The sequence below is a fragment of the Herbaspirillum lusitanum genome (genome assembly GCF_046025995.1).
Taxonomy (GTDB): Bacteria; Pseudomonadota; Gammaproteobacteria; order Burkholderiales; family Burkholderiaceae_D; genus Herbaspirillum; species Herbaspirillum lusitanum_A.
This window is the reverse complement of the sequence record NZ_JAQQFM010000007.1, coordinates 174,238-188,862: the sequence shown is the minus strand read 5'-3', so window position 1 is coordinate 188,862 and position 14,625 is coordinate 174,238. Positions and strand designations below refer to the sequence as shown.

General features: G+C 59.6%; 9 protein-coding genes. 4 read left to right on the top strand and 5 right to left on the bottom strand.

The features are described 5' to 3' along the window. Window positions 1–94: 94 nt before the first annotated feature. From PQR62_RS16730 to PQR62_RS16720, 3 genes are all read right to left on the bottom strand, one after another. Complete coding sequence (locus PQR62_RS16730; protein ID WP_408159122.1) at window positions 95–2,479, bottom strand: putative bifunctional diguanylate cyclase/phosphodiesterase; 2,385 nt, start codon at window positions 2,477–2,479, stop codon at window positions 95–97. A gap of 28 nt (window positions 2,480–2,507) precedes the next feature. Further along, window positions 2,508–3,095, bottom strand: a complete 588-nt coding sequence (locus tag PQR62_RS16725) for a methylamine utilization protein (RefSeq protein WP_408159121.1) — start codon at window positions 3,093–3,095, stop codon at window positions 2,508–2,510. A gap of 249 nt (window positions 3,096–3,344) precedes the next feature. Further along, window positions 3,345–3,962, bottom strand: coding sequence for a TetR/AcrR family transcriptional regulator (locus tag PQR62_RS16720; protein ID WP_408159120.1), 618 nt, complete (start codon window positions 3,960–3,962; stop codon window positions 3,345–3,347). A gap of 208 nt (window positions 3,963–4,170) precedes the next feature. Between PQR62_RS16720 and PQR62_RS16715 the strand changes: the two genes are divergently transcribed. The 3 genes from PQR62_RS16715 (at window position 4,171) to PQR62_RS16705 (ending at window position 8,626) form a co-directional block, all read left to right on the top strand. Beyond that, window positions 4,171–5,673, top strand: coding sequence for an efflux transporter outer membrane subunit (locus PQR62_RS16715; protein WP_408159119.1), 1,503 nt, complete (start codon window positions 4,171–4,173; stop codon window positions 5,671–5,673). Between the two features lie 123 nt (window positions 5,674–5,796). Next, window positions 5,797–7,032 (top strand): HlyD family secretion protein, encoded by a 1,236-nt coding sequence (locus PQR62_RS16710; protein WP_408159118.1) that lies wholly within the window; start codon window positions 5,797–5,799, stop codon window positions 7,030–7,032. 31 nt (window positions 7,033–7,063) lie between these two features. Continuing rightward, window positions 7,064–8,626 (top strand): DHA2 family efflux MFS transporter permease subunit, encoded by a 1,563-nt coding sequence (locus PQR62_RS16705; protein WP_408159117.1) that lies wholly within the window; start codon window positions 7,064–7,066, stop codon window positions 8,624–8,626. Window positions 8,627–8,778: 152 nt separating this feature from the next. Here PQR62_RS16705 and fghA read toward each other — a convergent pair whose 3' ends face one another. Next, on the bottom strand, window positions 8,779–9,627 hold the full coding sequence (gene fghA / locus PQR62_RS16700; protein WP_408159372.1) for an S-formylglutathione hydrolase: 849 nt from the start codon (window positions 9,625–9,627) through the stop codon (window positions 8,779–8,781). Window positions 9,628–9,650: 23 nt separating this feature from the next. After that, window positions 9,651–10,757: an S-(hydroxymethyl)glutathione dehydrogenase/class III alcohol dehydrogenase gene (locus PQR62_RS16695; RefSeq protein ID WP_408159116.1), complete on the bottom strand. Its 1,107-nt coding sequence runs from the start codon at window positions 10,755–10,757 to the stop codon at window positions 9,651–9,653. A 689-nt stretch (window positions 10,758–11,446) separates the two neighbouring features. Here PQR62_RS16695 and PQR62_RS16690 point away from each other — a divergent pair. Further along, complete coding sequence (locus tag PQR62_RS16690) at window positions 11,447–14,620, top strand: EAL domain-containing protein (RefSeq protein ID WP_408159115.1); 3,174 nt, start codon at window positions 11,447–11,449, stop codon at window positions 14,618–14,620. Window positions 14,621–14,625: the final 5 nt, after the last annotated feature.

The following is a 14,625-nucleotide window of genomic DNA, read 5'->3' as shown; positions in this document are numbered from 1 at the left end:
ATGGATTGGATTATTGGATTTTTTGATGTCGGAGCCGGAGGTGGCTCGCTCAGGTGGCGACGAGTGGTGACGAATGAGGGTGAAAAGACCGGCTTCAGACCGCCATGTTTTCCGACTGATCCAGCGACTCGGGCGGACGCCAGTGTTGCAGCCATTCGAGGAAGCGCTCCACCGGCATAGGCTTGCCCATGAAATAACCCTGGCCCTGATCGCAGCCCATCTGGCGCAGCAGGAACCAGACCGCTTCGCTTTCGACGCCTTCGGCAATCACGCGCAGGCCCATGTTGTGGCCGAGGTCGATGGTGGAACGCACGATGCGGGCGTCGTCCATGTCCTGCTCCATGTTCATGACGAAGGACTTGTCGATCTTCAGCTCATCCACCGGCAGGCGCTTGAGATAAGCCAGCGAAGAATAACCGGTGCCGAAATCGTCGATGGCCAGCGAGACGCCCATGTTGCTGAGTTTTTCCAGGGTCGCCATGGCGCGCGCCGGATCGTCCATGATCGCGCTCTCGGTGATTTCCAGACACATCGACACCGGCGACAGCCGGTAACGGGTGAGGATTTCCGCAAAGCGCATGGCCAGATCCTGATCCATCAGATCGCGTGCGGAGAGATTGACCGAGAACTTGAGGTGGGTGCCGCGCAACTGCAACTCGCTGCAGAACGCAGCCGTCTTCTCCAGCATCCAGATGGTCAGCATGCGGATGAAGCCGGTGGTCTCGGCAAAGGGAATGAAGTTGTCGGGGCCGATGAAGCCCTTTTCCGGGTGCACCCAGCGCACCAGCGCCTCGGCCCCGATGACGGAACCGGAAGCCAGATCCAGCTTGGGTTGCAGATAGAGCATGAATTCATCGCGCTCCAGCGCACGGCGCAGTTCACTGAGCAGCGACAAACTTTCCTGGCTGGTCTGATCGATAGCCGGATCGTAGACCACCACGCCGCGGCCACCGGTCTTGGCCGAATACATCGCCACTTCGGCGCGGCTCAGCAGCACATCACTGCTGGCGCCATGCGCCGGATAGCCGGCGATGCCGATACCGGCGCCCAGATCCACGGTATGTTCCTGCAGCGACAACGGCAGTTCGAGCGCGCGCAAGATGCGCTGCGCCTGCGCCAGCGCCTGCTCGACATCGGTATCCGGCAGCAGGATCGCGAACTCGTCGCCGCCCATGCGCGCCACCTTGTTTTCCGGACGCTGCATCTGGTCGGACAGCCGGCGCGCCACCTGCCGCAGCAAGTCGTCGCCGAAATCGTGTCCGAGCACGTCGTTGACCTGCTGAAAGCGATCCAGATCCATCATCAGAATATGGCTGCTGCCGCCATCGGTCTTGTTACGTTCTATGGATTCGCGCAGGAGGTCGGCAAACTGCACGCGATTGGGCAAGTCGGTGAGCTGGTCCCAATACGCCAGACGGCCGATCTTCAGCTCACGGCGCGCGATGCCGGTACGCATGCTTTCGAAAGCATTGGCCAGTTCGCCGATCTCGTCGCGGCGACGGATATGGATAGGCTCGCGGTAATCGCCGCTTTCCAGCCTTTGCGCAACATCGGCCAGTTCACGCAAGGGACTGGCTATACGGCGCGCCATCAGGGCGCTGGCGATTACGGCAATCACCACGCCAATGATGCTGATGCTGAGCAGGATCAATTGCAGGCGACGGTAGGGCTTGACCGCTTCGCTGATCGAACGCTGCAATACGGCAATCGCTTCCTGACCGTCGTTGGTGCGGTTCAGGCGCAGCACGCGGGCGCTGTATTCATTGTCGTGGATGTCAAGCTGCGGCACGAAATCGGCGCGCATGCCCGGCTTCTTGAATTCTTGCGGCAGCATCGCGGCCACCTCGCGCGGCAGCGTCGAAACATCGGTCCTCCAGCCGCCGTTCTTGTCGGTCACCAGCACGCTGACCTGCAACGAGGACAAGGCGCTCATGTCGGCCACCAGCTTTTCATCCACCGGAAAACCCATCACCACCCAGGCGATGGTGACCGGCGCCTTCACCGGCACCGCCACGATCTGATACAGCTTGCCGCCCACGATGGCATTGCCCGCCGCGCCATTTTCCGCCTCAGTCGACTCGATCAGTTGCATGCTGCTTTCGGTCAGATCGCCGTCCTGGCTGTCGAGGGTGGACGCGCGCACCAGCTTGTCGGTGCCGATCAGCATGGCAATCGAGGCGCCGATACGGGCGCCATGATTGGCCAGTACCGAATTGATGGTGTCGCGGTCGTCGGTGCCGATGGCCTGGCGGAAGCCGTAGTCGGAGGCCAGCAGGCGTGCGCCTTGTGTCAGTTTCTGGGCGTTTTGTTCGAGCAGGCGCGAGAAAACGCGTTCACCGATGACCAATTCTTCGCGGATCGACGCCCGCGCATTGCCGTCAATCGCCTGACGAATGGCGACGAAGCCGGCTATCTGCACCACCGTAATCAGGATGATGAACAGCGCGACGATGCGGTTTTCCAGTCGATACAAGCGCACCAGCAGTCCCCGTTGTTTGCGTGCCCGGCTATTGCACCGGCACCGCCTTCACATTCAATTTCAGCGAAGCCTTGGCCTCGCCGCCCTGATACGTCAACGCCTGCTCCTGCGCAGGCTCGTTTTGCGCCATCTTGAAATACCAGGCCTTGAGCGTGTATTTGCCATTGCCCATGCCGTCCAGCGTGACCATGCCCTGGCGATCGGTCACACCGAAAAACGGTGTGTTGACGACTTGTATATACGCGACCATCTGATCATGGATATTGCAGCCTAGCACCACGGTTCCGGCTTTGTCGAACAGTATGGGATTGCCGGGCACGCCTGAATAGAGTTTCAGCTCGAAGGTCTTGGCCGGCGAGAACGAATAGACCTGGTGGCGCACCTTATCGTGATTGGGAAACAGAATCGGCGTGCCGGTCTGGACCACCGTCACCAGCGGAAAGAATTTGGTGTCCTTTTGCTCGACCTCAGCCTGCTTGGGCGCCTTGGCCGGACCCGCGCCGGTTGCAGGTTCGGCATAGACCACGGCATTCGCCACGGGCAGACCAGCAGAATCGAGAACCTGCACCGACAACGCGGCCCACGCCGGCGTCGCCGTCAGTCCTGCAACAAGCAAAGCTGCTGCAGCGCATACCTGTAAACAGGTTGCTTTCAATGACACCATGATTGATTTTGATGAATGGCAAAAATAATGGATTCCCCCGATGCTGCGGCCGGTATCCATCCGGTACCCGCGTCCGTGCTTGCGAACCGATCAGGCCAAGCACGGGCAGATCGAAATTTATCGAGAACTTGCATGCTTACTCACATGCTTATTGACGTGCGTTCTCGCATGCTTCGATCAGCAAGCAAATCCATTATGCATTTAATTCAATCTTTGCGCAGTCAAATAACCAATAACAGCTGGAACAATTTCCGGGCGAATGCTTCCCGGGCTCAAACCGCCCGGCCCGGTCAGCACCACCGCGTTGATCAGCGCCTTGAGCATGCGCTGCACCACGAAGGTCGCGACGTCGATATCCGGCGCCGAAATGGCGGCACGATGCCGCTTCAACACGCCGCGAATGGAGTCGAAGAAGCGCTCGCGAATCTGGTTCGACACCGGCATGTTAAAGGCCGGAAATTCTTCTTCCAGGATGCGGTTGAGCTCGGGTTCCAGCAAGTGCGCCGCCACCAGCGCATCGATCAGCGCTTCAAAGTCGCTGGTCAGGGAGCCGGCGTCGGTCATCTGATCCACCACGCCTTCAAACAGACTCAGCATGCGCGTCACATGGCGTTCCCGCAGCGCAAAAATCAGCGCGTCCTTGTTCGGGAAATATTGGTACAGCGAGCCGACGCTGATGCCCGCCGCCTCCGCCACCAGATTGGTATTGGTTTTGGCATAGCCGCGTTCGACCAGCACCCGCGACATGGCATCGAGAATGGTATCGACCATGGCGCGTGAACGCGCCTGGCGTGGCTCTTTTCTAGGTTGGAGTTTCATTTTTGCCTGCTTGAAAACGTGCCCTTAAACACGCGAATTAACAACATGAGTTATTGTTCGTATATCCAGAGTATAATACAAAAATGAGTTTTTACTCGTCAGCACTCGCATATAGCAATAGAAATAATGCGATAGATCATTCGAATCTAATTTAAATCATCGAATTAAAAAACAAAGTCATACGCCAATCATTACCGTGGAGAACCCTATGAAATTCGTTACGTCGCCCGCCGCTCCGTTGCGGGCGATCGCCGCGTGCGCGATGCTGATCGGCCTGCTGGGCCTGTCCGGCTGTGCCAGTTTCAGCGGCATCAATAGTGACAAGCAACTGGCCAAGGCCTCCGATTTTTCGACCGACCGCAGCTTCGCCAACCCCAACGGCCAGCCAGGTCAATGGCCTGAAAGCAATTGGGTGCAGCAATTCGGCGATGCGCAATTGACGGCGCTGGTGGAAGAAGCGCTCGCCTCCAGCCCGACACTGCAGCAGGCGCAGGCGCGCATCGCCGCAGCCGGCGCCCTGGCGGAAAGCCGTGGCGCGCCCTTGCTGCCGACCGTCAACGCGGAAGCCAGCTTCACCCGCAACCAGTTCTCCAGCACCACGATTTATCCCGAGCCTTACGGCGGCAACTGGTTCAACGAGAAAAAAGCCTTCCTGAACATCGGCTACGAACTCGACCTGTGGAACAAGAACCATGCGGCGCTGGCGCAAGCCATCTCCAACGAAAAAGCGGCGCAGGCCAGCGCCCAGGAAACGCGCCTGGCGCTGACCAGCTCCATCGTCTCGGCCTACAGCGAACTGGCGGCGCAGTATGCGCAGCACGACATTTTGCAGCGCACCGTCACGCAGCGCGAATCTTTGCAAAAAATTACGGTTGATCGCGTCAAAAATGGCCTCGATACCCAGATCGAACGCAATCAGTCGCAAGGCAGCAGCGCCGATGCACGCGCCCAGCTGGAGCAGAGCGAAGGCCAGATTCTGCTGACCCGTCAGCAGATCGGCGCACTGGTCGGCAAAGGCCCGGATCGCGGCCTGCAACTGACGGCGCCGACCATGAGCAATCTGAGCACCCCGGCCCTGCCGGGCGATCTGCCGCTCAATCTGATCGGCCGCCGTCCGGATATCGTGGCCGCGCGCTGGCAGGTGGAAGCCGCGACGCAAGGCGTGGACGTGGCCAAAGCGCGCTTCTATCCCGACATCAATCTGTCGGCGATGATCGGCTTCGACACGCTGCTCAACAACAATCCGTTTACCGCGGCCAGCAAGAGCATCGCCTTCGGTCCGGCGATCACCTTGCCGATCTTTGAGGGCGGCGCCCTGCGCGCAGGTCTGAAAGGCGAATACGCCAATTACGATCTGGCCGTGGCCACCTATAACAAGACGCTCAACGACGCCTACAGCGAAGTGGCGCGCCAGATCACGATGATCCGTTCCACCGATCGCCAGTTGCCGATCCGCCGTGAAGCACTGGCGGCGGCCGAGCGTGCCTTCAATCTGGCGCGTGAACGCTATCGCATCGGCATGAGCTCGCAGCTGACCTTGCTGAACGCCGAGACGGCCCTGCTGGCGCAGCGCCAAGTCATCGTCAGCCTGGAAGCCAGCCGCCGCGATCAGCAGATTCTGCTGTTCAAGGCGCTGGGCGGCGGCTTCGATGCGCAGCAGGCAGGCCTGGCCTTGTCCGATGCGCCGGCGCAGCCATCAGCCCGGCAGTAAGGACGCTCTGCTCTGCCTCATCCAGATTCAACACGCAGATCAAGTCGCGCCGCCGCTCGGCAATGCCGGCGGCGACGCCGATAGTTACGACAAAAAACATACGCGAATATACGGAGTAATTTCATGAGTGATAGCAATACCCAAAGCGCGCCGGCCGCTCCGGCTCAGAACGGCAACGGTAATGGAAAGGGCAACGGCAAGCGCAAATTCCAGCTGCTGATGCTGACGCTGGTGATCATCATCATCGGCGTGCTGCTGGGCCTTTACTGGTTCCTGCATGCACGCTTCTACGAAGAAACCGACGACGCCTATGTCGGCGGCAATGTGGTGCAGATTTCAGCCCAGGTCGGCGGCACCGTGACGGCAGTCAAGGCTGACGATACGCAGGTGGTCAAGGCCGGTCAGCAACTGGTGACGCTGGATTCGGCCGACACCAAGGTGGCGTTGGCGCAGACTGAAGCAGCACTGGCGCAAGCGGTGCGTCAGACCCGTCAGATGTTCCTCAACAACGACACGCTGGCAGCCAACGTGGCGGCGGCCGAATCGAATCTGGCGCGCGCCCGCGACGACATGAAGCGTCGTCAGGCCGGTCTGGCTTCCGGTGCAGTGTCGCAGGAAGACGTGTCGCATGCGCAGGATGCATTGAAGAGCGCCGGCGCGGCACTCGATCAGACCCGCGCAGCCCTGGCCGCGAACCGCGCGCTGACCGATCACACCAGCGTGACCGAGCATCCGAATGTGTTGCAGGCCGCCGCGCAATTGCGTAACGCCTATCTGAACTATGCCCGCGTGAACGTGGTGGCGCCGTTGTCCGGCTTCGTCTCCAAGCGTTCGGTGCAGGTCGGCCAGCGCATCACCGCCGGCAGCCCGCTGATGGCCATCGTGCCGCTGGAACAGATCTGGATCGACGCCAACTTCAAGGAAAGCCAGCTGCGCCACATCCGCATCGGCCAACCGGTGGAAGTGATTGCCGACGTCTACGGTTCCGACGTGAAGTACAAGGGCACCATCGTCGGCTTCTCGGCCGGCACCGGCGGCGCTTTCTCGCTGCTGCCTGCACAGAACGCCACCGGCAACTGGATCAAGGTGGTGCAACGCGTGCCGGTGCGCATCGCGCTGGACCCGGAACAGGTGCGCGCGCATCCGCTGCGCGTGGGTCTGTCGACCACTGCCACGGTTGATATCCACGGCGACGGCAAGGCCCTGGATCAGGCTCCGGTCACCGATTACCAGACCAATGTCTACAACGATCTGGGCAAGCAGGCCGATGAAATCGTCGAGCGCATCATCTCCGACAACGCCAGCGGCCTGGCGCCTGCCAAGAAGAAGGCGGCTGCCATCATGGTCCCGCATACCTGATACCTGATATATCGATCGGATGTAAGCATTTATGGCGACTAGCCCTCAATACACTCCGCCACCGCCGCTGAAAGGCGGCGCGCTGGTGCTCGGCACCCTCTCGGTGTCGCTGGCGGTGTTCATGAACGTGCTCGACTCGTCGATCGCGAACGTGGCCATCCCGACCATTTCCGGCGACCTCGGCGTGTCCATCGATGAAGGCACCTGGGTCATCACTTCCTTTGCCGCCGCCAACGCGATCTCGATCCCGCTGACCGGCTGGCTGACGCAACGGGTCGGCGCGGTGCGCCTGTTCGTGACGTCCATCATGCTGTTCGTGCTGGCGTCGTGGATGTGCGGCCTGGCCCCTACTCTGCCGATTCTGCTGGCGGCACGCGTACTGCAAGGCCTGGTGGCAGGGCCGATGGTGCCGCTGTCGCAGTCGCTGCTGCTGGGCGCCTATCCCAAATCCAAATCCTCGTTTGCGCTGGCGCTATGGGGCATGACGGCGGTGGTGGCGCCGGTGGCCGGGCCGGCGCTGGGCGGCTGGATCACCGACGCCTATAAATGGCCCTGGATTTTCTACATCAACATCCCGGTCGGCCTGATCGCTGCCGGCCTGACGATGTCGATCTACCGCACGCGCGAAACGCCGACCCGCAAACTGCCGATCGACGGCGTCGGACTGGCGCTGCTGGTGACTTGGGTGGCGGCGTTCCAGATCATGCTCGACAAGGGCAAGGATCTGGACTGGTTCGCCTCGCCGGTGATCATCACGCTGGGCATCATCGCCGCAGTCGCCTTCGCCTACTTCGTGATCTGGGAGTTGAACAACGATCATCCGGTGGTCGATCTGCGCCTGTTCGGCCGGCGTAATTTCTTCGGCGGCACGATTGCCATTTCCATCGGCTACGGCGTGTTCTTCGGCAATCTGGTGCTGCTGCCGCAATGGCTGCAACAGTATCTCGGCTACCGCTCCATCGACTCCGGTTTGTCGACCGCGCCGATCGGGATTTTCGCGGTGATTCTGATGCCGCTGATCGGCCGCTTCCTGCCGTCCATGGATGCACGCAAGGTCGCCACCGCCTCCTTCGTCTGCTTCGCCGGGGTGTTCTGGCTGCGCTCGCGCTACAACCTGGAAGTGGATCAGTGGACGGTGATTCTGCCGACTCTGCTGCAGGGTATTCCGACCGCAATGTTCTTCGTGCCGCTGACGGTGCTGCTGCTGTCCGGCCTGCCGCCGGAACGTATTCCGGCCGCTGCCGGTCTGTCGAGCTTCGTGCGGGTGTTCTGCGGCGCCATCGGCACCTCGGTTGCGACCACTGCCTGGAACAACCGTACCATCGTTCACCATGCGCAGCTGACCGAACATGCCACGCCTTACAGTCCCTGGCTGCAGCAGAGCTTCAACAACATCAGCAGCCTGCTCGGACTGAATCAGGAGCAGACCACCGGCATGATCGAACGCAACATCACCGCGCAGGCGGCGATGCTGGGCATCAACGATATCTTCTGGATTTCGGCGGTGATATTCATCGTGATCATTCCGCTGATCTGGATCATCAAGCCATCGAAAGGCGGCGCAGGCAGTGCAGAAGCGGCAGGTGCACACTAAGCCGCAAGGTTTTGCCAGGCCCTATCCCTATTGACGCTCATCCAAAAAGGCAACACCGATAGTCAATCGTCCGCGCCATGAAAAAAGGCGCTGTTCCATTCAGGAACAGCGCCTTTTTCTTTGCCCCGGCGGGGGCACAATCCAGCTGCAGATCAATCCGCCAGAATGCCGTGGTGGAAGCGCAGATGATCTTCCATGAAGGTCGAGATGAAGTAATAGCCGTGGTCATAGCCTGCATGACGGCGCACGGTGAGCGGCTGCTTGGCCTGCTTGCAGGCAAGTTCAAACTGCTCCGGCAACAATTGCTCCGCCAGGAATTTGTCGCTCAGTCCCTGATCAATCAGGATGCCCTGCGGATACGGCGTGCGCAGGCCCTTCATCAATTCGCTGGCATCGTATTGCAGCCAGGCAGACTGATCCGCCCCCAGATAATTGCCAAAGGCCTTGTGCCCCCACGGACATTGCGAAGGTGCGGCAATCGGCGCGAACGCCGACACCGAACGATAGACGCCGGGATTGCGCAGGGCCAGCGTCAGCGCACCATGCCCCCCCATCGAATGACCGAAGATGCCGATGCGCTGGGCGTCGCCCGAAAACTCGTCCAGCACCGCCTGGCGCAACTCATTGACCACATAGGAATACATGCGGTAATGCTTGCTCCAGGGCGCCTGCGTGGCATCCAGATAAAAACCGGCACCGACGCCGAAATCCCAGCTATCGCTTTCGCCGGCGATACCTGCGCCGCGCGGGCTGGTATCCGGCGACACCAGAATCAGACCCAGTTCGGCCGCCAGACGCTGAGCCCCGCCCTTGGTCATGAAGGTTTCTTCCGTACAGGTCAGTCCGGCCAGATAGAACAACACAGGCAATTTCTCGCCGGCCACCGCGCGCTGCGGCCGGAACACCGAAAAACGCATGGGCAAGCCGATCTCTGCCGATGCGTGCTGATAAAAGCCCTGCACGCCGCCGAAGCAGCCATGTTCACTGAGTTTTTCGATCAATGCGGACATTGAGGACCCTTTGCTTAAAACTCGACCACGGAACGGATGGACTCGCCGCTCTTCATCAGATCGAAGCCCTCGTTGATACGCTCCAGCGGCAACTTGTGGGTGATCAGATCATCGATGTTGAGTTTGCCTTCCATGTACCAGTCCACGATCTTGGGCACGTCGGTACGACCACGCGCACCGCCGAAAGCGGACCCCTTCCAGACCCGGCCGGTGACCAGCTGGAACGGACGGGTGCTGATTTCCTGGCCGGCTGCCGCCACGCCGATGATGATCGACTGGCCCCAGCCCTTGTGACAGCATTCCAGCGACTGGCGCATGGTGGTGGTATTGCCGATGCACTCGAAGCTGTAATCGGCGCCGCCATCGGTCAGACCGATGATGGCATCAACCACATTGCCCACCTCCTTGGGATTGATGAAGTCGGTCATGCCGAACTTGCGCGCCATCGCTTCGCGGCCCGGATTAAGATCGACGCCGATGATCTTGTTGGCGCCCACCATTTTGGCGGCCTGAATCACGTTCAGACCAATGCCGCCGAGGCCGAATACCACCACATTGGCGCCCGCCTCCACCTTGGCGGTAAACAGCACCGCGCCGACGCCGGTAGTCACGCCGCAACCGATGTAGCAGACCTTGTCGAAAGGCGCGTCGGAACGGATCTTGGCCAGCGCGATTTCAGGCACCACGATGTAATTGGAAAACGTCGATGTGCCCATGTAGTGGAACAGCGGCTTGCCGTCCAGCGAGAAACGGCTGGTGGCATCCGGCATCAGACCACGCCCCTGGGTCGAGCGGATCGCCTGGCACAGATTGGTCTTTTGCGAGAGGCAGAATTTGCACTCGCGGCATTCCGGCGTGTAGAGCGGAATGACGTGATCGTCTTTCTTCAGCGACTTGACGCCGGGGCCGACATCAACCACCACGCCTGCGCCTTCGTGTCCGAGAATTGCCGGGAAGATTCCTTCCGGATCGGCGCCCGACAGTGTGTAGTAGTCGGTGTGGCAAATGCCGGTGGCTTTGATTTCGACCAGAACTTCACCGGCCTTGGGGCCGCCCAGTTCTACTTCTTCAATCGTCAATGGCTTGCCGGCTTGCCAGGCTACCGCTGCTTTTGTCTTCATGTCTGTGTGATCCTTGTCATGATGGTGGGAATGATCGGAGCACAATTACCCCATGGAAATATTGCCTCCGCCGCCAGCGCCGCAATTCGATCTATATTGCGCGAGAGCGCTAAAGATATGCACAAGTGTGCCGATATCTCTCATCTGGGGGCCTGTGGAAATTGCCGTGACACGGCAAGCGATCCGGCCCTCCGCTGAATGTTTTTACAGGTGAATTGCCCATGCACGGTGCGCTATTATCGCATTGCCGGGAAGAATTGAGCGGTGATGAAAATTCATGCGCAGAGCAAGTTGCTCCTGCACAGTGATGTCTCACTCTTCAGTCACGCGAAGATGACAAAGCAAATGGCTTGCGGTAAGGTTGGCACTGACAAGATGAAAATAATAAGTGGGTCGTAAAGACTGTAGAGAGACATGCGCGGGAAATCACTGTCCTCCGGTTTTGCGAAGCGTGAAATTGTATCGGCGACAAGGGAAGCCAGGCCGTGACAGCAGAATCCGGCGGAATCAGATCAACAGGACAGTTCAGAAAATAAACAGACTTGCATTCGCAGTCCCTTATACAAACAGCAATAAAAACATCGATTTAACGGATTTCGAACTCAGGTCCTACAGGGATGGCGCCTTTGCGCGCCTTCATGGGGTTGCGGCGCAGCTGCATTAAGAGTGCTTGTCATTAATATCGGCTAATGGGTAAACAGAAAAATACAGTCGGACGGGCGACGAGTACTCTGCGGACCCTGCTCATCTTCGTCGGCTTTATCGGCACTATCATCGTGGCGCAGACCTGGTGGGAAATTCGTCAGGATCGTCTGCTGACCATCGAGGCCGAAGAACGCAGCTCGCTGGTCGCAGCGCGCAGCGTGGCTGAACACGCCGAACGCATATTGCGCGATATCAATCAGATGCTGCAATCGACCAGCATGCGCATGCAGAATGGGGATCGCGGATTGCTCGACAGCGACACGCGCCTTTTTGATCTGCTGAGCAGCGAAAAGCAGAAAATCATCCACGTGCAATCGCTGCGTTACGTCGACGCCGGCGGTATCACACGCGCCACTTCGTTGCGGGCGGGCGGGCCCGGAATCGAACCGGGCGATCTGCAGTTGAAATCGGTCGATGCCAATCCCTCACAACCGCACTACTTCGTCGGCAGCATCATCCGCAGCAGCTATAACCAGGAGCTGGTGCTGCCGGTGGCGCTGCATCTGTACGACCGCACTGCACGCCCCATCGGCATGCTGGTGGCAGAACTGAAAGTGTCTTACTTCTTCGACTTCTACAAGCGCATCACCAATTACGAAGCAATCGTCTCGCTGCGCAATGAAGACGGCTCGCTGATGATTCGTTCGCCGTTTCAGGAGAGCTGGCTCAACACCAATCTGAAAAATGCCAAAAGCATGCTGCGGATACGCGCCGGGGCCGAAGAAGGCGCCTTCGAGGAAATCTCCTACCTGACCGGCGAACGCTTGCTGTTCGCGTACCGACGCATTCCCGATTCGCCGATGCTGGGTGTGTATGCAAGGCGCATGGAAGATGTCCTCAAACCATGGCGCAGCCGTACCGAAAATCGCATCCTGTTGTCGACCGGAATTCTGGGTGCCATCATGTTTGCGCTGATCGCTTTCCTGATCTATTACCGCCATCAAAAGAAAATCGACAGCGCGTTGACGGTCAGTGAATATCGCTATCGCAAGCTGTATGAAGAAGGGAATGATCCCATCGTCCTGATCTCGGCCGATCTGAAATATCTGGACTGCAATGCTGCCGCGCTCGGCTTCTTCGGCGTGTCCGACAAGAGCCGCATCATCGGTCGCCGGGTCGGCCTGTTCTCGCGCCAGAAGTCCATGCACGTGGAACAACCCAACATCGACGAATTGCTGGCCAAGGCGCTGGCCGGTCAGCCGCAGCAGTTCGAATGGGTGACGGTGCGGCAGCACAAGCTGATCCACACCGACGTCACCATGAATCGCGCCGAGCTCGACAAGGGCTATGCGATCTTCGCGATCCTGCGCGACATCAGTGCGCGCAAACGCGCCGAGGTGCTGCAGAACGAACAGAACCGCATCCTGCACATGGTCATGAGCGGCCAGGAGCTGGACAGTATCCTGCGCGAAATCATCATGTTCACCGACCTGCAGATTCCCGGCAGCGCCTGCGCCATCGTGCTGCTCAACGAACACAATACGCACTTCGCCTCGATCATGAGCAATCGCCATCCCGACCAGGTAGTGCGACGCTTTCAGGGTATCGAGGTCAAACACGGCAACGGCGTCGCCAGCGAAGCCATTCTGCGCCGCCGCCCCTACATGGCGCAGGACATCGGCAGCGATCCGGCGCTGGCGAATGTACGCGACCTGATCGATCTGGATACCTACCCTTCATGCGGCGCGTGGCCGATCGTCGGCAAGGAAGGTCAGATTCTCGGCGTGTTCTCGGCGCTGCTGAAGGAAAACCATCTCCCCAGCGATGAATACATGCATCTGGCCGGCGTCGCCGCCGATCTGGCCAGCGTCGCCATCGAGAGCCGCAAGGCCGATGAACACATCCGCCATCTGGCGCATTACGATGAACTGACCGGTCTGCCCAATCGCTTCCTGTGCACCCAGCACATCACCAATGCGCTCACGCATGCCGAGCATCGCGACGGCATGGTGGCGGTGTTTCTGCTGGACCTGGATCGTTTCAAGAACATCAACGATACCTTCGGCCACGAAGCCGGCGAAGCGCTGTTGCGCGAGATTGCGCTGCGCTTCCGCTCCTGCCTGCGCGAACTGGATATTCTGGCGCGCGTGGGCGGCGATGAGTTCATCGTGCTGGTGGATGATTTCGACGACCCGCTGCAACTCGGCGAGATTGCGCAGAAGCTGCTGAGCGAAGCACGCAAGCCCTTCCAAATCAACGGCCAGGAGTCGCAACTGAGCACCAGCATCGGCATTGCGACCTACCCGGGTGATGGCGACAACGCGCAGGCGCTGATCAAGAATGCCGACATCGCCATGTACCGCGCCAAGCATCACGGCAAGGACGATTACCGTTTCTTCTCCGACGAGGTCAACACCAATACGGTGGAACGGATTGCGCTGGAAGCCGAACTGCGGCGCGCCATCGAGCGTCAGGAATTCGTGGTGCATTACCAGCCCAAGGTCAATCTGAAGAATTCACGCATCGTCGGCGCCGAAGCGCTGGTGCGCTGGCAGCATCCGGTGCGCGGACTATTGCCGCCGGGCGAGTTCATCACGCTGGCGGAAGAAACCGGTCTGATCGATCAGATCGGTCTGGAAGTGCTGGATATCACCTGCGGCGACGTCGGCGATCTGCTGGCGCAACAGATGGAGTTCGGCCGCATCTCGATCAACCTGACCGGCAGCCAGTTCAGCGACAGCAATCTGCTGCAGGACATCATGCAGGTGGTGCAGCAGCATGGCACGCCGACCTCGACGCTGGAATTTGAAATCACCGAGAGCATGGTGATGCATAACCGCGATCAGGCCATGCTGACCATGGACGGCATACGCGCCGCCGGCTTCACGATTTCCATGGACGACTTCGGCACCGGCTATTCGTCGCTGGCGTATCTGAAGCGCTTCCCTGTCGATACGCTGAAAATAGACAAGTCCTTCATCAACGATATCCCACACGACGCCAACAGCAGCGCCATCGTGCAGGCCATCATCGCGATGGCGCATGCACTGAATCTGAAAGTGGTGACCGAGGGCGTGGAAACCGAGAAGCAACTGATGGCGCTGCAGCATTTCGGTTCCGACGAATATCAGGGCTATTACTTCAGCCGCCCGGTGCCTTACGGCCAGTTTCTGTTGATGCTGCAGCACCAGCAGGCGGCGCCGCAAGCAGTGCTGTGAAGCGC